Genomic DNA, 22,028 nt, shown 5'->3' on the forward strand with positions numbered 1-22,028 from the left:
AAATAGTGCTAGCATGATCTCCTTTTATAAAAATTAAAACTCTTTTTTCAGCCAGCTGTTGATACGTTTAAACCAGTTGCCAACTGACGCACGTTTTTCAACCTCTGCCTCACCGTTCAGGTGAGACTCTTTTCCGTAATGCAGGAGACCAACTGCCGTTGAGTAGTAAGGCTCCTGCGCATAATCGGTTAATCCGGTAATGTTCAGCGGCTGGCCGATGCGCACCTGCGTATGAAACACGCGTTGCGCGCAGGCGGCTAACCCTTCAATCTGCGCCGCGCCGCCGGTTAACACAATACCTGCCGCCAGATGATGCTTAACGCCCTGCTGGCGTAACTGCTCCTGCAGCTGCAGAATTTCATCGTTAACCAGGTTGAGCAGCTCGGTATAACGCGGCTCAATCACTTCCGCCAGGGTTTGACGTTGCAGGCTGCGCGGCGGACGTCCGCCCACGCTTGGCACTTCAACGTTCTCATCCTTGCCGACAATCGAACCCAGCGCGCAACCGTGGCGGACTTTAATCGCTTCCGCGTCGGTTGGCGGCGTGCCAAAGGCATAGGCGATATCGCTGGTCACCACATTCCCCGCATAAGGAATCACTTTGGTATGACGCAGCGCGCCGCCGGTATAAACCGCGATATCCATGGTACCGCCGCCGATATCGACCACGCAGACGCCCAGCTCGCGCTCATCTTCGGTCAGCACTGCAAAGCTGGAGGCCAGACCGGCAAAAATCAGTTGGTCAACTTTCAGACCGCAACGTTCAACGGCCTTAACGATATTTTTCGCCATATCGTTATGACAGGTGATCAAATGTACTTTTGCCTGCATGCGCACGCCCGACAGCCCAACCGGATTTTTAATCCCTTCCTGGTAGTCGATGGCGTACTCCTGCGGAATCACATGCAGAATACGATGCTCATCACGCACGCGTACCGATTTAGCGGTATGCACCACGTTCTCGACATCTTCCTGTGTCACTTCCTCTTCAGAAATCGGAACCATCCCGATTTCGTTCTGGCAACTAATATGTTTGCCGGATAACGCAAGGTAAACCGAGGAGATCTGACAATCCGCCATCAGTTCCGCCTGGTCGATGGCGCGCTGTACGCATTTCACCACCGATTCCAGATCGTTTACGCCGCCTTTATCCATGCCGCGGGACGGACAACTGCCGACCCCAATAATATTAACCATGCCATCGGGCAGAACTTCCCCTACCAAAGCGGCGACCTTGGCGGTGCCTATCTCAAGTCCTACTACCAGTTTTCTGTCCGTCGCCTTGATCATTGTTGTTTAGCCTGTGCCTGATTCTGTTGCTGATTACTGTCCTGAGGCTCAATAAATGCCGGAGCCCAGCCAACGGCAGCGCCGGAGTCATAGCGCAAATCGACATAACTGACGCGCTTGCTATCCGCGGTGGCCTGCTGCTGGAGCATCGGCCAAAGTTCAATAAACCGCTTAAGACGCTTCATGTTATCGCTACGGCCCAGCTCAATACGTACATCGTCGCCTGTGACCAGCTGCCAGGAGTGACGCGCGGTCATTGATGCAGCTTTTACGCTAAACTTGCTGGCCGTCAACGCCGCGTTCATTTGACGATAGCCTGCCAGCACATCCTGCTCGCTCCCTTCGGGGCCATACAGCAACGGTAGCGTCTCTTTGCCGATATGGTTAGCGGGTACGCTAAAAGATTTGCCTTCCGCATCAACCATATGTAAATCATTCCACCGTGCTACCGGCACATATTCAACCAGATGAATCTTTAATTCGTCCGGCCATTGCTTGCGTACGCTGACCTGTTGAATCCATGGCAGACGTTCGATCTGCTGCTGAATCACATTTACATCTTGTGACATAAAAGTGCCGGGCGCGCCCAGCGACAAGATGGCCTGACGAATATCATCGTGGGTGGTGTAATGCGTTTTTCCCGTCACCACCAGCTTTGAAAGCGGCAGACGTGAAGCGTCATTCATCCACTTCAACACCACAAAGCCACCCGCCAACATCGTGCCGATCACCAACAGCAGAAACAAAATTCCCGCCAGCCGTGAGCCATTGCTGCGTCCGGTACGCGCTTTCGCTTTCTCCTGCGCGTCCCGACGTACGTTCAGAGCCGCCTGCGACATGTTAGTCGGCCAGCTCCAGAATACGCGCCACCAGCTGGGAGAAGCTCATTCCCGCCTGCTTTGCCGCCATAGGAACCAGACTATGGCTGGTCATGCCAGGCGAAGTATTCACCTCCAACAGATAGAAGGTGCCGTCACCGTCCATCATGACATCCACGCGTCCCCAGCCGCTGCAGCCCAGACTACGCCAGGCCTTCAGCACTAAATCTTGCAGTTCCGCCTCTTTCTCTGCGCTTAAGCCCGCCGGGCAGAAGTATTGAGTATCGTCAGAAATGTATTTTGCTTCATAGTCATAGAAGTCGCTGGCGGGCTGAATACGAATCGAGGGCAAAATTTGTTCGCCAAGAATGCCGACCGTATATTCAGGACCGCTAATGAATTTTTCAATCAGCACGTCGTCATCATGGCGAAACGCTTCTTCCAGCGCCGCGGGCAGATCCGCTGGCTGATTAACGCGTGAAATACCGACGCTGGAGCCTTCGCTGCTGGGCTTGACAAACAGCGGCATACCCAACTGGGCGATACGCTGCACCAGCGCCTCATCCATGCCCGCTTCCATCTGCTGGCGATTGATCCAAACATAGGGCGCGACTGGCAGCTCAGCGCCCTGCCAGAGCAGCTTGGAGCGCCATTTGTCCATGGTAATGGCTGAGGCCATCACGCCGCTGCCGGTATAAGGGATCTGCAGAAAATCCAGCACGCCCTGTAGCGTCCCGTCTTCCCCGCCGCGCCCGTGCAGCGCGATAAAAACTTTGGTGTAGCCTTCTTCTTTCAACCGCATCACGGGGAAATCACGCACATCGACGCCATGCGCATCAATACCCGCTTCTCTCAGACCTGCCGTCACCGCTTCGCCGGACATTAACGAGACGTCGCGTTCAGCGGAGGTACCACCCAGCAGTACCGCTACTTTATCAGCCATGATGTTCCTCTTCTTTGGTCTGCGGTTTCAGTTTTTGATCGGCCAGGCGACGCGCGATCTTGCCGATATTGCCTGCGCCCTGCACCAGAATAAGATCGTTGCCGCTTAAGGTCGGCGCCAGGAAATCGAGGATCGCATCGTGATCCGGCACGAGGATCGGATCCACCTTGCCGCGTCCACGGATCGTCCGGCACAGCGAACGGCTGTCGGCACCGGGAATCGGCGTTTCGCCCGCAGAATAGACATCCAGCATCAGCAGCACATCGACCTGCGACAACACATTAGCGAAATCATCGTAAAGATCGCGCGTACGCGTATAACGATGCGGCTGAAAGATCATCACCAGCTTTTTATCCGGCCAGCCCGCCCGCGCCGCTTTAATGGTGGCGTCGACTTCGGTGGGATGATGGCCATAATCATCCACCAGCATCGCGGAACCCACGGTGTTGTTTACCTGCTGCAGCGGGAACTCGCCGAGGAAATCGAAGCGACGTCCCGTGCCCTGGAAACTTTCCAGCGCGCTAAGGATCTCTTCATCATCGATCCCCTCTTCCGTTGCAACCGCAACCGCCGCCGCCGCGTTTAGGGCGTTATGGCGTCCCGGCGCGTTAAGCGTCACGCGCATCAACGGCTTGTCATGACGCACCAGCGTAAAGTGCCCCTGCGCGCCGTGCTGCTCGTAATTTTCAATGCGCACATCAGCATCTTCGCTGAAGCCGTAAGTGGTGATCTGACGGCCCACGCGCGGGATCAGATCGCGGATCACCGCATCATCCACGCAAAGCACGGCGCGGCCATAAAACGGCAGGTTGTGCAGAAAATTAATAAATGTCTGCTTCAAATTCTCGAAGTCGCCCTGATAGGTATCCATATGGTCAGCTTCGATATTGGTCACGATCGCTACCATCGGCTGCAAATGCAGGAAGGAGGCATCGCTCTCATCCGCTTCCGCAATCAGGTAACGGCTGCTGCCGAGGCGCGCATGGGTTCCCGCCGCCTTAACCAAACCGCCGTTCACAAAGGTGGGATCGAGTCCGCCTTCAGCATAGATGCTGGTAACCATCGCCGTGGTGGTGGTTTTGCCATGCGTGCCGGCCACCGCAATACCGTGGCGGAATCGCATCAGCTCGGCCAGCATTTCCGCACGGCGGATCACCGGAATACGCGCTTCGCGTGCGGCGATAATTTCCGGGTTATCCTGCGTAATGGCGCTGGAAACCACCACAACGCTGGCATCGCTGACGTTTTCCGGGCGATGGTGAAAATAGATCGTGGCGCCCAGCGCGGTCAGATGCTGCGTGACGGCGTTAGGCGCTAAATCGGAACCGCTAATCTGATAACCTTCATTGGCCAACACTTCGGCGATACCGCCCATGCCAGCACCGCCGATGCCGACAAAGTGAATGTGCCGGACGCGACGCATCTCGGGCACGATAGAACGCAGTTTCGCCAGTTGTTGAGTATTCATCGTTTCTTTTGCCTGCTGGTACCGCAGTACCTTCTCTTATTCTGTTAGCGCGCAACCGCGCTGACTTCTGCCGCTACCCGTTCGGTGGCGTCGGGAATCGCTACCTGACGCGCTTTTTGCGCCATCAGCAATAGCGTGGGTCGATCCCACTGCTGTAACGTTTCCGCCACCGCTTGCGCGGTAAACTGCGGCTGCTCGAAAATTTTGGCGGCACCGGCTGTTTCCAGCGGCAACGCATTCCAGTACTGCTGACGATCTTTATGCTGGAAAGGCACAAAAATCGCCGGTAAACCCGCCGCGGCGATTTCGCTCACGGTTAACGCGCCGGAACGGCAGACCACCACATCGGCCCACGCATAGGCCGCCGCCATATCGTCAATAAACTCGCTAATTTTGTGCTGATGCGCGCTATCCGCTGTGGCATAGGCCGCCGCTGTGTCGTTCTGCGCGCCCTTGCCGGTTTGATGCCAAAGCGTAATGCGATCGCCCATCAGCGCGGCGACCTGCGGCATCGTCTGATTAAGCACGCGCGCGCCCTGGCTGCCGCCAATGACCAGCACGCGTACCGGACCTTCGCGCCCAGCCAGACGCTGCTCCGGGCGGCTCAGCGCCAGCACATCGGTACGTACCGGATTACCCACCACTTCCGCATGCGGAAACGCGCCAGGAAAAGCCTGCATCACTTTCGTTGCCAGCTTCGCCAGCCATTTATTGGTTAACCCGGCAATGCCGTTTTGTTCATGCAGCACCACGGGAATCCCGCAGCTCCAGGCCGCCAGACCGCCAGGGCCGGAAACGTAGCCGCCCATACCGAGCACCACATCAGGTTTCCAGGCTTTCATAATGTTGCGGGCCTGACGCCAGGCATTAAAAATACGCACCGGCGCCGCCAGCAGCGCCTTAATGCCTTTGCCGCGTAATCCGCTGATGCGGATAAAATCGATGTCGATGCCATGTTTCGGCACCAGATCGGCTTCCATACGATCGGCGGTTCCCAGCCAGCGCACCTGCCAGCCCTGCGCCATCAGATGATGCGCAACGGCCAGGCCCGGGAACACATGTCCGCCGGTGCCGCCAGCCATTACCATCAACCGTTTTCCACTCATCGCGCACCTCGGGTAAACGCCTGCGCTTTGCTCAGACGCGTTTCATAATCTATGCGTAACAACAAAACGATGGCCGTCGACATAATGATCAAACTGGAACCACCGTAGCTAATTAACGGCAACGTCAGGCCTTTGGTCGGCAGCATACCCGCCGCCGCGCCGACGTTTACCAGCGCCTGGAAGCTAAACCAGACGCCAATTGAGCAGGCCAAAAATCCCGAAAAGCGCTGATCGAGCTCCAGCGCGCGTCGGCCAATGGACATCGCCCGAAAAGCGACGAAGAATACCATTAACAGCGCTAAAACCACACCGATATAACCGAGTTCTTCCCCGATAATGGAGAAAATGAAGTCGGTATGCGCTTCCGGTAAATACTCCAGTTTTTGCACGGAGTTACCTAATCCCTGCCCCCAGAATTCCCCACGACCAAAAGCCATCAGCGACTGGGTTAACTGGTAACCGCTGCCAAACGGATCTTCCCAGGGATCCCAGAACGAGGTCACGCGGCGCATACGGTAGGGTTCGGCAATAATCAACAAAATCACCGCAAAGATGCCGGAGCCGATAATTGCCAAAAATTGCCACAGCTTAGCGCCTGCCAGGAACAGCATCGCCAGCGTGGTAACAAACAGCACCACCACCGTGCCCAGGTCAGGCTGCGCCAGCAGCAGCACCGCCAGCACCACCATCACGCCCATGGGTTTACAAAAGCCCCAGAAGTTATTACGCACCTCTTCGACTTTGCGCACCAGATAGCTGGCGAGGTAGCAAAACAGTGACAGCTTGGAAAGTTCCGCTGGCTGAATACGCAGCGGCCCCAGCGCAATCCAGCGCGATGCGCCGTTTACCGAGCTCCCCACCACCAGCACGATCAACAGCATTAATACGGAAGCCAGCAGCATAAAATTGCTGTAACGCTGCCAAATCGCCATCGGGATACGTAGCGTAACCAGCGCCATCCCTAATGCCAGCAGCAGATAGAAAGCATCACGCTTGGCAAAGAAAAAGGGATCTTCCGACAGCCGCTGCCCCACCGGCATCGAGGCGGAGGTCACCATGACAAAACCGATAATCGCCAGCCCAAACGTCAGCCACAGCAGAGTCCGATCGTAGAGCACCATGGTGGCGGTATCGCCACTTTCCCGGCCGCCCATAACCCACTCGCGCAAGCGCGTTACCACGCCGCCCGCCAGCCCTAAGCCTGGAATACGCATCAGCCCAGCTCCCGCGCCAGCTGGGCGAAGCGATCGCCGCGCTGTTCAAAATTACGGAACTGATCGAGGCTGGCGCAGGCAGGCGACAGCAGAACGATATCTCCTGACTGCACCTGCGGCGCGATAGCCCGCATCGCCTGCTCCATGGTCTCTGTCTGGCTGGCGATTTCCGGGCGCAGCGCCGCCAGCGCCGCACCGTCACGGCCATAGCACCAGACGCGAATCGCGTCGCCCTGCAAATACCGCGTCAGCGAGGAGAAATCAGCCGATTTGCCGTCGCCGCCTAACAACAGCCATAACGTGCCCTGCGCCTTTAAGCCGCTCAGCGCCGCTTCGGTGCTGCCGACGTTGGTGGCTTTGGAATCGTTGATCCAGCGCACGCCGTTACGTTCATGCACCAGCTGGAAACGATGCGCCAGGCCACGAAAAGTGGTTAAGGCTTTCAGACTGCTGGCGCGTGGAATGTTGACCGCATCCGCCAGCGCCAGCGCCGCCAGCGCATTGGTATAGTTGTGCAGCCCAACCAGCGTCATCTCATCGGTGTTCAGCACCTTTTCGCCATGCACGCGCAGCCAGATGCTGCCCTGCTGACGATTAAGGTGGTAATCACCTACGTCAACGCCAAAGCTGACGCAGCGCTTATCGGCTCCGCGCACCGGCATCGTCAGCGCATCATCAGCATTGACCACGCAGACCGTCGCGTTTTCATAAATACGCAGCTTGGCGGCGCGATATTGCTGCAAACCCAGCGGATAGCGATCCATATGATCTTCGCTGACGTTCAGAATGGTCGCCGCGGCCGCCTTCAGGCTGTGCGTGGTTTCCAGCTGAAAACTGGAGAGCTCCAGCACATACAGCTGCGCTGGCTGTTGCAGCAGGCTCAGCGCAGGCAGGCCGATATTGCCGCCCACGCCCACCGACCAGCCCGCGGCGCGCGCCATCTCGCCCACCAGGGTGGTGACGGTGCTTTTGCCGTTAGAGCCGGTAATCGCCACGATCGGTGCCTGCGCTTCGCGGCAAAACAGTTCGATGTCGCCAACAATTTCCACGCCCGCCTCCGCCGCTTCCATCAGCAGCGGATGCGCCAGGGCCATGCCCGGACTGGCGACAATCAAATCCGCCGCCAGCAGCCAGTCGCCGTTAAGCGCGCCCAGATGACGCTCGACGCTCTCAGGCAGCTTATCCAGGCCGGGCGGTGACACACGGGTATCCATCACGCGCGGCGTTACGCCCTGCGCTAAAAAGAAATCAACACAGGAGAGCCCGGTGAGCCCCAGCCCGATAATGACAACTTTTCTACCCTGATAGTCAGCCATAGTTAACGCACCTTAAGGGTTGCCAGGCCAATCAGCACCAGCATCAGCGAAATGATCCAGAAACGTACGATGACGCGCGGCTCCGGCCAGCCTTTCAGTTCATAGTGGTGATGGATGGGTGCCATACGGAAAATGCGCTGGCCACGCAGCTTAAACGAGCCAACCTGCAGAATCACCGACAGCGTTTCAACCACAAACACACCGCCCATAATCACCAGCAGGAACTCCTGACGCAGCAGCACGGCAATGGTGCCGAGCGCGCCGCCTAAAGCCAGCGAACCGACATCGCCCATAAAGACCTGCGCGGGATAGGTGTTAAACCATAAGAAGCCCAGCCCGGCCCCTACGATGGCGGTGCAGACAATTACCAGCTCACCGGCGTGGCGCAGATAAGGGATATGCAGGTAACCGGCGAAGTTCATGTTGCCGGTAGCCCAGGCGACCAGCGCAAAACCGGCGGCAACAAACACCGTGGGCATAATTGCCAGGCCGTCCAGCCCGTCGGTCAGGTTAACCGCGTTGCTGGTGCCGACAATCACAAAGTAGGAAAGCAGAATATAAAGCAGCCCCAGCTGCGGCATGATGTCTTTGAAAAACGGCACCACCAGCTGCGTCGCTGGCGTGTCTTTGCCGATAGCGTACATGGCGAAAGCTACCGCCAGCGCGATCAGCGACTGCCAGAAATATTTCCAGCGGGCGATCAGCCCTTTCGTATCCTTACGCACCACTTTGCGGTAATCATCCACAAAGCCCACGATGCCATAACCAATCAGCACCGTCAGCACGCACCAGACGTATGGGTTCGACGGGTAAGCCCACATCAATACCGAAATGGTAATCGAGGTCAGGATCATGATGCCGCCCATGGTGGGCGTGCCGCGCTTGCTGAAGTGCGACTCCGGCCCTTCGCTACGCACTACCTGACCAATCTGTAATTTTTGCAGCCAGGCGATCAGACGCGGGCCCATCCACAATGAGATAAACAGCGCGGTCAGCAGGCTGACAATGGCGCGAAACGTCAAATACAAGAAGACGTTAAAGCCGGAATAAAAAGCGACCAAATGTTCGGCCAGCCAAACTAACATGTTCCTTTCTCCTGTAAGGTTTGTATTACCTGCTCCATGGCGGCACTACGAGAACCCTTAACTAAAACGGTAATCACCTGATGCTCAGCAATCAGCGCGCATAAACGGGCGCTCAGCGACGCTTTATCGCTGAAGTGTTCGCCAACGCCGCTGGCATCGCTGATATGCTGGCTTAACGAACCGACGCTTAGCACCTTATCGATACCGGCCTGGCGGGCAGCCTCGCCAACCTGACGGTGGCATGCCACCTCTTCCGCGCCCAGCTCCGCCATATCTCCTGTCACCATCACGCGGTAGCCTGGCATATCCGCCAGCACCTGTGCGGCGGCGGTCATTGACCCAACGTTAGCGTTGTAGCTGTCGTCCAGCAGCAGCTTTTGCGCACCGAGCGTAATCGGGAACAGACGTCCCGGCACCGCCTGCAACGTGGCTAACCCTTGCGCAATCGCCGTAAGCGGCGCGCCCACCGACAGCGCCAATGCGCTGGCGGCCAGCGCATTGGCGATATTGTGACGTCCCGGCAGCGGCAGCAGCACCGCGACTGCACCCTGTGGCGTATGGAGCGTAAAAGCCGTGCCCTGCGACGTTATCGTCACATCGCTGGCGTGAAAGTCCGTGGTGGCCCCTTCGGCGGCGGAAAATTGCCAGACGCGCTGCTGGCTTAACGGGGTCTGCCAGCGTGGCAAATCGTTGCTGTCGGCATTGATAATGGCCGTACCCTGTGCGGGCAGGCCGAGGAAGATTTCACCCTTGGCTTTCGCGACGCCAGCCAGCGAGCCGAACCCTTCCAGATGCGCGGCGGCGAGGTTGTTGACCAGCGCGCTTTCTGGGCGCGTTAAGCTGGTGGTCCAGGCGATTTCGCCCTGATGGTTCGCGCCCAGCTCAATCACTGCATACTGATGCGCAGTGGTCAGCCGCAGCAGCGTCAGCGGCACGCCGATATCATTGTTCAGGTTACCGGCGGTATAAAGCGTTTCGCCGCACTGACGCAGAATCGCGGCGGTCATCTCTTTGACTGAGGTTTTACCGGACGAGCCGGTGAGCGCGACCACGCGGGTAGCAACCTGCTGACGCACCCAGGCGGCCAGCTCGCCCAGAGCGATACGCGTATCGCTTACCACCACCTGCGGCACATCAATTTGCAAGCGCTTACTTACTAATAATGCTGCCGCGCCGTTGGCAACGGCGTCACGGGCAAAATCATGGGCATCGAAACGTTCGCCTTTCAGGGCGATAAACAAACAGCCCGCACTGACCTTACGCGTATCCGTGGTGACATCCGCGATGGTTAAATCACGGCCGATGAGCGTGCCATGCGTAATCTGCGCCAGGGTTTCCAGGGAAACAGGGATCATGCCATTACCCCCAGTAAACGCGCGACGGTCACCCGATCGGAATAGTCCAGGCGGCGATTACCAACGATTTGATAATCCTCATGCCCTTTACCCGCTACCAGCACGATATCCTGCGGCCCGGCCTGCATAATGGTGTTGGTGACCGCTTGCGCACGTCCCGACATGACGCGGGCGCGGCCCGGATCGAGTAAGCCGGTAAGAATGTCTTCAACAATCGCGCCGGGATCTTCGCTACGGGGGTTGTCGTCGGTGATCACCACAATATCGGCGAACTGTTCGGCAATGGCGCCCATTAATGGACGCTTGCCTTTGTCGCGATCGCCACCGCAGCCAAAGACGCACCAGAGCTGGCCTTTGCAATGCAGCCGTGCCGCTTCCAGCGCTTTTTCCAGCGCGTCCGGCGTATGGGCATAATCCACCACCACCGTCGGCTTATGCGGCGCGCTAAATACTTCCATCCGACCACAAACCGGCTGCAGCTGACGAGCGCTGGCAATCAGTTGATCCAGCGGATAATCAAGCGTCAGCAGCGTGGCTAACGCCAGCAGCAGATTGCTGACGTTGAAAGCGCCCATCAGGCGGCTTTCCAGCTCGCCGTCGCCCCAGCTGGAGGCGAAACGAATGGTTGCGCCATTATCGTGATAGTGAATGTCGGTGGCTTTCAGCCAGCGACCATGTTGGGTGGGCAGCACGTTATCGGCCATAGTGACGGCGACCGCATCAGGCAGCTTTTCCAGCCAGCGCAGCCCGACTTCGTCGTCGGCATTCACGATCGCTGCGCCAACCTGATGCTCAGAGAACAGCAGCCATTTAGCAGATTCATAGCGCGTCATATCGCCATGATAATCAAGATGATCGCGGCTCAGGTTAGTAAACACCGCGGCGGCAAAAGGCAGCGCCGCCACGCGATGCTGCACCAGGCCGTGAGAGGAGACCTCCATCGCCGCCAGCGTCGCGCCCTGCTCCACCAGCGCGTTCAGCTCATGCTGCACATCAACTGCGGAGCCGGTGGTGTTTTCCGTGGGGATCAGGTGACCATACAGCCCATTCCCTACCGTTCCCATCACCGCGCCGGTTTCGCCGAGAAGATTCGCCCACTGCGCCAGCAGCTGGGTGGTGGTGGTTTTACCGTTGGTGCCGGTGACGCCGATTAAGCGCAGCTTTTCGCCAGGCTGCTGATAAAAGCGCCCTGCGAGCGCCGAGAGCCGCTGCGGCAGCTGCGACAGATAGATAACCGGTACGCCATGCAGGGTACGAACTTCACCATCCTCCGCCTCGCCTGCCGCTTCGGCAATCACTGCCGCAACGCCTTGCGCGATGGCCTGAGGAATAAAACGTCGCCCATCAACGTTATGGCCCGCGACGGCCACAAACAGATCGCCGGACGCCGCGACGCGGCTATCCAGTGTCATTTCCCGAAGCGGACGCTCCGGCGCGCCAGGCACCCACGGAGCCAGTAAGTCGCGCAAGTTACGATCTGTCACTTGATTCCTCTTTCTTGTTGTTGACCAGGTCATTCTTTTCAACGGTCGGCAAGGCATCTGGTTCAATATTCATGGTGCGCAGAACGCCGCCCATGATGGCGCCAAATACCGGTGCCGACACCGCACCGCCATAATATTTACCCGCCTGCGGATCGTTAATCACCACCACCAGCGCGAAACGCGGATGGCTGGCAGGCGCGACGCCAGCGGTATAGGCGATATATTTATTTACGTAGCGGCCATCAGGACCGACTTTTTTCGCGGTCCCGGTTTTGATGGCGATACGATAACCTTTGATTGCGGCTTTGACGCCACCGCCACCCGGCAGCGCAACGCTTTCCATCATATGAACCACGGTTTTCACCAGCGCTTCAGGGAAGGCGCGCTCGCCCGGCACCGGCGGATCGACTTTCGTGATCGAGAGCGGACGTACGATGCCATAGCTGCCGATGGTGGCGTACACGCGCGCCAGCTGTAGCGGCGTAACCATCAGCCCATAGCCAAATGAGAAGGTGGCCCTTTCAATATCGGACCACCTTTGTTTATGGGGATACAGGCCACTGCTTTCCCCAACCAACCCCAAATTGGTTGGTTTGCCCAGTCCAAAGCGTGAATATGTTTCCACTAGTGCTGAGGAGGGCATCGCTAACGCCAGCTTGGAAACGCCGACGTTACTCGATTTCTGTAGAACCCCGGTGAGGGTCAATTCGTTGTAGCGCGCCACATCTTTAATTTCATGGCCGTTGACGCGATAAGGCAGCGTATTCAGCACGCTGTTTTCCCGCACTACGCCACGCTGCAGCGCCGTCATCACCACCATCGGTTTGACCGTTGAACCGGGTTCAAAAATGTCGGTGATGGCGCGGTTACGCATCACATCTTTCGGCGTATTGCCGAGATTGTTTGGGTTATAGGCCGGGCTGTTAGCCATCGCCAGCACTTCGCCGGTATTCACATCAACCAGTACCGCGGTGCCCGACTCCGCCTTGTTAAAGGCCACGGCGTTATTCAGCTCGCGATAAACCAGCGCCTGCAAACGCTCATCGATACTCAGCGCCAGGTTATGCGCTGCCCGACTATCCACCGAAGAGATATCTTCAATCACGCGGCCAAAACGATCTTTACGTACCGTTCTTTCGCCCGGCTGACCAGTGAGCCAACGATCAAAGCTTTTTTCCACCCCTTCAATGCCCTGCCCATCGATATTGGTAAAACCGATAAGATGAGAGGTCACCTGTCCCGCGGGATAGTAACGGCGGGATTCTTCCCTTAAGTGAATGCCTGGCAGCTTAAGCTTTTTGATGTAGTCGCCAATCGCCGGATTCACCTGGCGCGCCAGATAGACAAAGCGGCCTTTAGGATTGGCGTTAACGCGATTAGCCAGCTGATCGAGCGGAACAGAGAGGGCATCGGCAAGCGCTTTCCAGCGGCTGTCGAGCGTGATGCCGCCGTGATCGTGCAGCTCTTTAGGATCGGCCCAGATGGCGTTAACCGGTACGCTAACCGCTAGCGGCCTGCCGGCACGATCGGTGATCATACCGCGCGCGGTAGGAATCGACTGAACGCGCAGAGAACGCATATCGCCTTCACGCACCAGCCGGTCGGGATTAATGACCTGCAAATAAGCCACACGCAACAGTAATCCGGTTAACGCAAGGAAGATGCCGCCGCACAGCAACGCAAAACGCCAGCTGACAAAGCTGGCCTGATCTTCCTGTTTTTTCAACTTAAGCGCTTTGGTAGCGGATCTCATGGAGTCCGGGATTCCTTATTGCTGTACCACGATATTTTCCTGTGCCGGGTCGACATGCTGCATCTGCAATTTTTCCGTTGCCGTGCGCTCTACGCGGCTGTGGTCGCCCAGCGCGTTCTCTTCCAGGATCAGGTTGCGCCACTCAATATCCAACGCGTCACGTTCCAGAACCAGCTGTTCACGCTGTGCCGTCAGCAGACGCGTTTTATGCGCGGTCGTGACCACCAGCACGGCTGAAATCAGCACGGCAATCAGCAACAGCAGCGGGATTTTACCGTGCCGCAGCAGATCGCCGCCGATAACGCCTGGCAGACTGTGCCGCTCATTGCCGATCATGATGCGTTACGTTCCGCGATACGCAGCACAGAGCTACGCGCCCGTGGGTTTTCGGCCACTTCCGCTTCACCCGGCATCATTTTACCCAGCGCTTTCAGTTGACGACCGCCCAGCTTTTGTAGCTGCGCTTCGGTCATCGGCAGTCCGGCCGGCACCTGCGGTCCCCGGCTTTGCTCGCGCATGAAACGTTTCACCAGGCGATCTTCCAACGAGTGGAAGCTGATGATCGACAAACGTCCGCCGGGCGCCAGCGCAACCAGCGCGCCTTTTAATGCCTGCTCGATCTCTTCCAGCTCGCTGTTAACCCAAATACGAATCGCCTGAAAGCTGCGCGTCGCCGGGTGCTTGAACTTGTCCTTTATCGGCGTCGCGGCGGCAATCACTTCCGCCAGCTCTTTGGTGCGGGTCATCGGCTGCAGACGATTTCGTTCCACAATCGCGCGCGCGATACGTTTGGCGAAACGCTCTTCGCCATAGGTTTTCAACACAAACGCGATATCGCTTTCTTCCGCCTGTAACAGCCATTCAGCGGCTGACAGCCCGCGCGTTGGATCCATACGCATATCCAGCGGCCCGTCGCGCATAAAAGAAAAGCCGCGTTCGGCATCATCCAACTGCGGCGAAGAAACCCCTAAATCCAGTAAGATACCGTCGATCTTGCCGGTTAAATCACGAGCCTCAACGTAATCCGCCAGCGCGGAAAACGGGCCGTGAATAATGTTGAAGCGCGGATCGTCAATGGCAGCGGCGGCGGCAATCGCCTGCGGATCGCGATCGATGGCAAACAGTTTGCCCTGCTCTCCCAGTTGAGAAAGGATCAGACGTGAGTGCCCACCTCGACCGAATGTGCCATCGATGTAAATGCCATCTTCTTTAATATTGAGCGCGTTGACAGCTTCATCCAACAGCACCGTGGTATGTTTAAAATTATCCATAGTTATAACGACAAGTCCTGCAACCGCTCTGAAAGCGGCTCCTGAGCGGATTGCTCAGCGTCAATATCTTCCCTGACCTGTTGATACCAGGTCTGTTCATCCCACAGTTCAAACTTATTAAACTGTCCAACCAGCATCACTTCTTTTGTCAGACTGGCGTGCTGGCGTAGCGTACCGGCCAGCAACAAGCGCCCTGCGCTATCCATCTGACATTCGCTTGCATGTCCTAACAGCAGCCGCTGCACGCGGCGCTCAGCAGGATTCATGCTGGATAAGCGAGATAATTTTTGTTCAATGATTTCCCACTGGGGTAAGGTATAGAGCAGCAGGCAAGGCTGATGAAGGTCAATGGTGCATACCATTTGGCCTTGCGACTCCTCAATCAGCGTTTCGCGATAACGCGTAGGCACGGCCAGCCGCCCTTTGCTATCGAGGTTGACTAAGGTGGCGCCACGAAACATGTCAGCTAATGCCCTCAGTTACCCTTTTTTGCCACTTTATCCCACAATTTCCCACGAAAGGAGTTTACGGAGCGGAGGAAATCATTGTCAAGCCACGCAATGGGCGAAGCGGAATTATTTCTTAAGCAATAAAAAGGCTAAAAGTTAAGAATGAACTTATTCGGCGGGCTCGTGAAAAAATAAACTAATGAATAGTGGTAAAAAAATCAGAACGGAAATAAAAACGGGCAAAAATAATACACTTTTCATTTGCTTTCAGGCAGGGCAACGCTTTGCGACACAGGCGACATTTTCGGGGCATTCTGATAAGCCCCGCGCGGTGTAAGTGCGCACAGCGGCTGGCATGGCGATGAAGTCGATGTGGAGAAAAAGAATTAAACGCCATTCTGCGCGATAAAAGTGCGCGGCTGCTTTACTTTAATTTACTTAATATGGCTTCAGAACGCCTGGAAATAAGCACTTGCTTTATTATTGGCGATTTTAAAAGCAAAAGTATTTAAATATGTAAAAAAGGCAGCGGTGCTGCCTTTACAATTAACGCTTCAGGTTATGTACGGCTTAATTTCCCGCGGCGAACCAGATTGCGCCTAATGCGGGTTAAGCCCGGTTTTGGCCTGCGTGGTTCATCCAGACTTGCCAGCACTAATTCCAGTACGCGCTCCGCCACATCGCGATGACGCTGCGCTACCGCTAACACTGGGCATTCAAGGAAATCGAGCAGCTCGTGATCGCCAAAAGTGGCGATAGCCAAATCGGTCGGCAAACGCCCCTCACGCTGTAGCGTCACATCCATCACGCCCTGCAACAGGCCGAAAGAGGTAGTGAACAGCGCATCAGGCATCGGATGATCGTCCAGATACTTTTCAAATAGCGCCGCAGCCGCCACGCGTTCAAAGCTGTTGGCATAGATAAAATCGATAGGACGCGGGTCGTCACGCCAGGCTTCCCGGAAGCCCATTTCACGCAGGAAGCTTACCGACAGCTCCGGCAGCGCGCCGAGATAGAGCACGTTATTTACCGGCAGCTGACGCAATTCAGCCGCCAGCGCCTGCGCATCTTCCTGATCGGCACCTACCACGCTGGTAAAGTGTTCACGATCCAGCGCGCGGTCCAGCGCAATAATCGGCAGGGCGTTATTTGCCCAGCGCTGGTAGAAGGGATGCTCCGGCGGCAAAGAGGTGGAGACGATAATGGCATCGACCTGACGCTGTAACAGATGTTCGATGCAGCGCATTTCATTGTCCGGCTGATCTTCCGAACAGGCGATCAACAGCTGATAGCCACGCTGCCGCGCCTGGCGCTCCAGATAGTTGGCAATGCGCGTATAGCTGGTGTTTTCCAGGTCAGGAATCACCAGCCCGATCGAGCGCGTTCGACCGGCTCGCAGTCCGGCTGCGACGGCATTTGGATGGTAATTATGCTCACGCACCACGGCCATGACTTTCTCAACGGTTTTGTCGCTGACACGATACTGCCGGGCCTTGCCATTGATGACATAGCTGGCAGTGGTGCGCGACACGCCGGCAAGACGCGCTATTTCATCCAGTTTCACAATCACTCCACATCGGTAATGTCATGCCGTCGCTTAATAGCCGCAGCATGGCTAAGGATAAGTTTTTTTTACATCTAACCGCAGAAAACGCCAGCGGGCAACCGCTTTTAACGGCAAAAATGAGGCGAATCAGAAAATAAAAAAACCCAGCAGAACGCTGGGTTAGCAACAGAATGGATTACCAGGAGCAAGCGTTAACGCATAATGCGGTCGCCGCGTGAAACGCCTACCACGCCGGAACGCGCCACTTCGACAATCTCCGCGACGTCGCGCAGCGTGTGCAGAAACGCATCCAGCTTATCGCTGGTGCCGGCAAGCTGAACCGTATAAAGCGTGGGCGTGACGTCAACAATCTGCCCACGGAAGATCTCCGCGCTACGCTTTACCTCTTCACGTCCATAGCCGCTGGCCTGAATTTTCACCAGCATGATTTCCCGTTCAATATGTGCGCCCTGCCCCAGCTCAGTGACGCGCAGCACATCCACCAGCTTGTGGAGCTGTTTTTCAATCTGCTCCAGCGCTTTTGCATCGCCAACGGTCTGGATAGTCATGCGCGACAGCGTAGGATCTTCAGTCGGCGCAACCGTCAGGCTTTCAATATTGTAGCCGCGCTGCGAAAACAGCCCGACCACGCGGGACAATGCGCCAGATTCGTTTTCCAGCAGAACCGATAAAATACGACGCATAATTAAGTCCTCTCCGTTTTGCTTAACCACATTTCGTCCATACTGCCGCCGCGAATCTGCATCGGGTAAACGTGCTCGCTGCCGTCCACGTTAACATCCATAAACACCAGCCGCCCCTGCGCTACCGTTTCCAGCGCCAGCGCCATTTTCTCTTCCAGCTCTGCGGGATGAGAAACCGAGATGCCGACGTGGCCGTAAGCCTCAGCCAGACGGACAAAATCGGGCAGCGATTCCATATAGGAATGGGAGTGACGACCTGAGTAGATCATATCCTGCCACTGCTTCACCATCCCCAGATAGCGGTTGTTGAGATTCAGCACCAGCACCGGCAAGTTATATTGCAGCGCGGTGGAGAGTTCCTGAATATTCATCTGGATACTGCCGTCGCCAGTCACGCACACCACCGTTTCCTGCGGCAGGGCCAGCTTCACGCCGATCGCCGCAGGCAGACCGAAGCCCATGGTGCCGAGCCCGCCTGAATTAATCCAGCGGCGCGGTCGCTCAAAGGGATAGTAGAGCGCCGCGAACATCTGGTGCTGGCCGACATCGGAGGTCACATACGCTCCGCCTTTGGTTAAACGCCAGAGCGTTTCGATCGCCGCCTGCGGTTTGATCTTGTCGCTGTTGCGGTCAAACTCCAGACATTTACGCGCCCGCCAGCCTTCGATGCTCTGCCACCAGTCGCGCAGGCTATCGAAATCCTGCGGCGTCTCGCCCTGCGGCAGCAGCTCCAGCATCTGTTGCAGCACCTGACGCGCATCGCCCACCACCGGAATATCCGCCGCCACGGTTTTGGAAATGGTTGCCGGATCGACATCAATATGCAGCACGGTGGCGTTCGGGCAATACTTCGCCAGATTGTTGGTGGTGCGATCGTCAAAACGGACGCCAACGGCAAAAATCAGGTCGGCATTATGCATGGTCATATTGGCTTCATAGGTGCCGTGCATGCCCAGCATCCCCAGATTTTGACGATGCGTGCCCGGAAACGCGCCCAGCCCCATTAACGAATTGGTGACCGGTAAATTCAGTTTTTCCGCCAGGGTTTGCAGCTCTTCATCACAGCCGGAAAGAATTGCGCCGCCGCCCACATACATCACCGGCTTTTTCGCGCCCAGCAATGCCTGAACCGCGCGTTTAATCTGCCCTTTATGCCCCTGGGTGGTCGGGTTATAAGAGCGCATGCTGACGCTTTCCGGCCAGACATAGGGCAGCTTATTGGCAGGACTAAGAATATCTTTTGGCAGATCGATCACCACCGGGCCAGGGCGACCGCTGGCAGCCAGCCAGAATGCCTTTTTGATGATGGTCGGAATCTCTTCCGTCTGCTTTACCAGAAAGCTGTGCTTCACGATGGGACGGGAAATGCCCACCATATCGCACTCCTGAAAGGCATCGTAGCCGATAAGCGAAGAAGGAACCTGGCCGGACAGCACCACCATCGGAATCGAATCCATATAAGCGGTGGCGATGCCGGTAATGGCGTTGGTTGCGCCGGGGCCGGAAGTGACCAGCACCACGCCGACATCGCCCGTGGCGCGCGCGTAGCCATCAGCCATATGCACCGCGCCCTGCTCATGACGCACCAGGACATGGTCAATACCGCCCACGGTTTGTAGCGCGTCATAGATATCCAGCACTGCCCCGCCGGGGTAACCAAAAACATGCTTTACGCCCTGATCGATTAACGATCGGACCACCATCTCAGCTCCTGATAACATCTCCATTTTTGCCTCCCGGCTTTCAGTTTGCTCTCTACTCAGGCCGTTACCGACCATCACCGCGCAACGGACCAGCGCCTGGCGATGGCTCTACGCAGAGTTAAACAGTGTGTTAATGCTCAAACCCTGAAATGCATTTTCAGGGGCAGGTACAGGGGGAATAAAGCCCTTGCAGATTTTTATCTTAATTTTGGATAATTACCATAACCGCAGAAATCTTGTTGGGTAAACCCCAAACTTGTCGGCAACGTTAAGTTGGTTTTCTTTATTCCGCTGTTAACCGCGCCATTCGGCAGAAAAAACGCTGAAGCTGCCGCTTAATATCAGCGCATTATGCTGCGCATCGGTTTATCCATAGCGAAAACTTATCATTGTTAGTTTTTTTCTTGTTGCCCTTTCCGCTAAAGAAAAAAGCCAGAAAATAACACTGGCGGGATATTCTGCTGCATTCGGTTGATTTGCTATTTTATCTGGCGAATGCGGCAACGCTTCGGCATAAAAATTTCTTCCCTGGTATTAATAACGCCTTATCATTCAAGCGCCCCGCAGCTTATAAATAATTAAGTGATTGATTTTAAAATAAAGATTTCAAGCAAAACCGTAGAAATATCATATATTCTGCTGATATTCCCTGCTGTGGCATTTATCTCTGTTTCATCAGCGCTTTTTATGCAAATCGTAACGGCGGTCAGGGTTGACATCCCTGATGCGATCAAGTACCAATAAAAACAGCACAAACATTTATGGAGCCTGATTCAATGATTCATTCCTCTCGTCTACTTGGACTACTACTAAACGCATATCACTTGCGCGGTAGTCTTGTGGGCGGAATCAATCACTGATTCAGGCTAACAAAACGAAAAAACCCGCGCCGATGCGCGGGTTTTTTTATGCTCGTGACACAGGCGAACCGGTAAAAGCCAAACTGAAAGGAAAAATACGATGAGCCAAGAAGTCATTATTTTCGATACCACGCTGCGTGACGGTGAGCAGGCATTGCAGGCCAGTTTGAGCGTTAAAGAAAAACTGCAAATTGCCCTGGCGCTGGAACGTATGGGCGTTGACGTTATGGAAGTTGGCTTCCCGGTTTCATCCCCTGGTGACTTTGAATCGGTGCAGACCATTGCCCGCACCATTAAAAACAGCCGCGTCTGCGCCCTGGCGCGCTGCGTGGAGAAAGATATCGATGCCGCATATGAAGCGCTGCGCGTAGCGGAAGCGTTCCGTATTCATACCTTCATCGCTACCTCGCCGATGCATATCGCCACCAAGTTACGCAGCACCCTGCCGGAAGTGATTGAGCGTGCGGTCCATATGATCAAGCGCGCCCGTAATTACACCAGCGACGTTGAATTTTCCTGTGAAGACGGTGGCCGTACGCCGATTGATGACCTGTGCCGCGTCGTGGAAGCGGCGATTAACGCAGGCGCCACCACCATTAATATTCCTGATACCGTTGGCTATACCCTGCCGCACGAATATGCCCACATTATCGCGTCACTGCGCGAGCGCGTGCCGAATATCGATAAAGCGATTTTGTCGGTGCATACCCATGATGATTTAGGCATGGCGGTCGGCAACTCGATTGCCGCAGTGATGGCGGGCGCGCGTCAGGTAGAAGGTACGCTGAACGGACTGGGTGAACGTGCCGGTAACTGCGCGTTAGAAGAAGTGATCATGACCATCAAAACCCGTGCCGCCATGATGAATGTTCACACCAATATTCATCACCAGGAAATCTGGCGCACCTGCCAGACCGTCAGCCAGATTTGCAATATGCCGATCCCGGCGAATAAAGCGGTGATTGGTTCCAACGCCTTTGCTCACTCTTCCGGAATTCATCAGGATGGCGTGCTGAAAAACCGTGAAAACTACGAAATCATGACGCCGGAGTCGATCGGCCTGAATCAAATTCAGCTGAACCTGACTTCGCGCTCTGGCCGCGCGGCGGTCAAACATCGCATGGAAGAGATGGGTTATCAGGAAAGCGACTATAACCTCGATTCGCTGTATGACGCTTTCCTGAAACTGGCGGATAAAAAAGGCCAGGTCTTTGACTATGATCTGGAGGCGTTGGCCTTTATTGATAAACAAAACGAAGAGCCGGAATATTTTCAGCTGAAAGATTTTAATGTCCAGTCCGGTTCCGCCATTACTGCCACCGCGTCGGTGCATATGATCTGCGGCGACGCGCTGCAGTCAGAAGCCGCTACCGGCAACGGCCCGGTAGATGCCGTTTATCAGGCGATTAACCGTATCACCACCTTTGATATCGAACTGGTGAAATACCAACTCACCGCGAAAGGCCACGGCGAAAACGCGCTGGGCCAGGTCGATATCGTGGTCGATTACAACGGTCGGAAATTCCACGGCGTCGGTCTGGCGACCGATATTGTTGAATCTTCGGTGAAGGCGATGGTGAATGCGTTAAATAACATCTGGCGCGCCAAACAGGTTGAGCAGGAACTGCAACGTAAATCGATTGAACAGAAGGAAACGGTATAA

At 55.9% G+C, this 22,028-nt stretch carries 18 protein-coding genes; 1 reads left to right on the top strand and 17 read right to left on the bottom strand.

Annotated features, from left to right (window positions below; genetic code table 11):
* Positions 1 to 33: 33 nt before the first annotated feature.
* The 17 genes from ftsA to ilvI all read right to left on the bottom strand — a co-directional run bounded on the left by ftsA (position 34) and on the right by ilvI (position 19,529).
* Positions 34 to 1,290, bottom strand: coding sequence for a cell division protein FtsA (gene ftsA, locus J2X14_RS08210; RefSeq protein WP_352410733.1), 1,257 nt, complete (start codon positions 1,288 to 1,290; stop codon positions 34 to 36).
* Complete coding sequence (gene ftsQ / locus J2X14_RS08215; protein ID WP_352410734.1) at positions 1,287 to 2,129, bottom strand: cell division protein FtsQ; 843 nt, start codon at positions 2,127 to 2,129, stop codon at positions 1,287 to 1,289. The genes ftsA and ftsQ overlap by 4 nt, the downstream gene beginning before the upstream one ends.
* 1 nt (position 2,130) lies before the next feature.
* Positions 2,131 to 3,051 carry a D-alanine--D-alanine ligase gene (locus tag J2X14_RS08220; RefSeq protein ID WP_352410735.1) on the bottom strand — a complete coding sequence of 307 codons (921 nt, stop codon included), beginning with the start codon at positions 3,049 to 3,051 and terminating at the stop codon, positions 2,131 to 2,133.
* The gene (murC, locus tag J2X14_RS08225) at positions 3,044 to 4,519 is read right to left on the bottom strand and encodes a UDP-N-acetylmuramate--L-alanine ligase (RefSeq protein ID WP_352410736.1); all 1,476 of its coding nucleotides are present in this window, start codon (positions 4,517 to 4,519) and stop codon (positions 3,044 to 3,046) included. Before murC ends, J2X14_RS08220 begins: the two co-directional genes overlap by 8 nt.
* Positions 4,520 to 4,563: 44 nt before the next feature.
* A complete protein-coding gene (gene murG / locus J2X14_RS08230) occupies positions 4,564 to 5,625 on the bottom strand; it encodes an undecaprenyldiphospho-muramoylpentapeptide beta-N-acetylglucosaminyltransferase (RefSeq protein ID WP_352410737.1) in 1,062 nt (353 codons plus the stop codon).
* Positions 5,622 to 6,839, bottom strand: a complete 1,218-nt coding sequence (gene ftsW, locus J2X14_RS08235; protein WP_352410738.1) for a cell division protein FtsW — start codon at positions 6,837 to 6,839, stop codon at positions 5,622 to 5,624. Before ftsW ends, murG begins: the two co-directional genes overlap by 4 nt.
* Entirely contained in the window at positions 6,839 to 8,155 is a 1,317-nt protein-coding gene (gene murD, locus J2X14_RS08240) for a UDP-N-acetylmuramoyl-L-alanine--D-glutamate ligase (RefSeq protein ID WP_352410739.1), read from the bottom strand. Before murD ends, ftsW begins: the two co-directional genes overlap by 1 nt.
* Positions 8,156 to 8,157: 2 nt before the next feature.
* Positions 8,158 to 9,240, bottom strand: a complete 1,083-nt coding sequence (gene mraY, locus J2X14_RS08245) for a phospho-N-acetylmuramoyl-pentapeptide-transferase (RefSeq protein ID WP_352410740.1) — start codon at positions 9,238 to 9,240, stop codon at positions 8,158 to 8,160.
* Positions 9,234 to 10,595 carry a UDP-N-acetylmuramoyl-tripeptide--D-alanyl-D-alanine ligase gene (murF, locus tag J2X14_RS08250; RefSeq protein ID WP_352410741.1) on the bottom strand — a complete coding sequence of 454 codons (1,362 nt, stop codon included), beginning with the start codon at positions 10,593 to 10,595 and terminating at the stop codon, positions 9,234 to 9,236. The genes mraY and murF overlap by 7 nt, the downstream gene beginning before the upstream one ends.
* The gene (gene murE, locus J2X14_RS08255) at positions 10,592 to 12,079 is read right to left on the bottom strand and encodes a UDP-N-acetylmuramoyl-L-alanyl-D-glutamate--2,6-diaminopimelate ligase (protein ID WP_352410742.1); all 1,488 of its coding nucleotides are present in this window, start codon (positions 12,077 to 12,079) and stop codon (positions 10,592 to 10,594) included. The genes murF and murE overlap by 4 nt, the downstream gene beginning before the upstream one ends.
* Positions 12,066 to 13,832: a peptidoglycan DD-transpeptidase PBP3 gene (gene ftsI / locus J2X14_RS08260; RefSeq protein ID WP_352410743.1), complete on the bottom strand. Its 1,767-nt coding sequence runs from the start codon at positions 13,830 to 13,832 to the stop codon at positions 12,066 to 12,068. The genes murE and ftsI overlap by 14 nt, the downstream gene beginning before the upstream one ends.
* Before the next feature lie 15 nt (positions 13,833 to 13,847).
* Positions 13,848 to 14,168 carry a cell division protein FtsL gene (ftsL, locus tag J2X14_RS08265; protein ID WP_352410744.1) on the bottom strand — a complete coding sequence of 107 codons (321 nt, stop codon included), beginning with the start codon at positions 14,166 to 14,168 and terminating at the stop codon, positions 13,848 to 13,850.
* On the bottom strand, positions 14,165 to 15,103 hold the full coding sequence (gene rsmH, locus J2X14_RS08270; RefSeq protein ID WP_352410745.1) for a 16S rRNA (cytosine(1402)-N(4))-methyltransferase RsmH: 939 nt from the start codon (positions 15,101 to 15,103) through the stop codon (positions 14,165 to 14,167). Before rsmH ends, ftsL begins: the two co-directional genes overlap by 4 nt.
* A 2-nt stretch (positions 15,104 to 15,105) precedes the next feature.
* A complete protein-coding gene (gene mraZ, locus J2X14_RS08275; protein WP_352410746.1) occupies positions 15,106 to 15,564 on the bottom strand; it encodes a division/cell wall cluster transcriptional repressor MraZ in 459 nt (152 codons plus the stop codon).
* A 547-nt stretch (positions 15,565 to 16,111) separates the two neighbouring features.
* Complete coding sequence (gene cra / locus J2X14_RS08280) at positions 16,112 to 17,116, bottom strand: catabolite repressor/activator (RefSeq protein ID WP_352410747.1); 1,005 nt, start codon at positions 17,114 to 17,116, stop codon at positions 16,112 to 16,114.
* A 194-nt stretch (positions 17,117 to 17,310) separates the two neighbouring features.
* A complete protein-coding gene (gene ilvN / locus J2X14_RS08285; protein WP_352410748.1) occupies positions 17,311 to 17,802 on the bottom strand; it encodes an acetolactate synthase small subunit in 492 nt (163 codons plus the stop codon).
* 2 nt (positions 17,803 to 17,804) lie between these two features.
* Positions 17,805 to 19,529 (bottom strand): acetolactate synthase 3 large subunit, encoded by a 1,725-nt coding sequence (ilvI, locus tag J2X14_RS08290; protein ID WP_352410749.1) that lies wholly within the window; start codon positions 19,527 to 19,529, stop codon positions 17,805 to 17,807.
* A 936-nt stretch (positions 19,530 to 20,465) separates the two neighbouring features.
* Between ilvI and leuA the strand changes: the two genes are divergently transcribed.
* A complete protein-coding gene (leuA, locus tag J2X14_RS08295) occupies positions 20,466 to 22,028 on the top strand; it encodes a 2-isopropylmalate synthase (RefSeq protein WP_352410750.1) in 1,563 nt (520 codons plus the stop codon).

Source organism: Mixta sp. BE291, from assembly GCF_031457955.1.
GTDB lineage: Bacteria > Pseudomonadota > Gammaproteobacteria > Enterobacterales > Enterobacteriaceae > Mixta.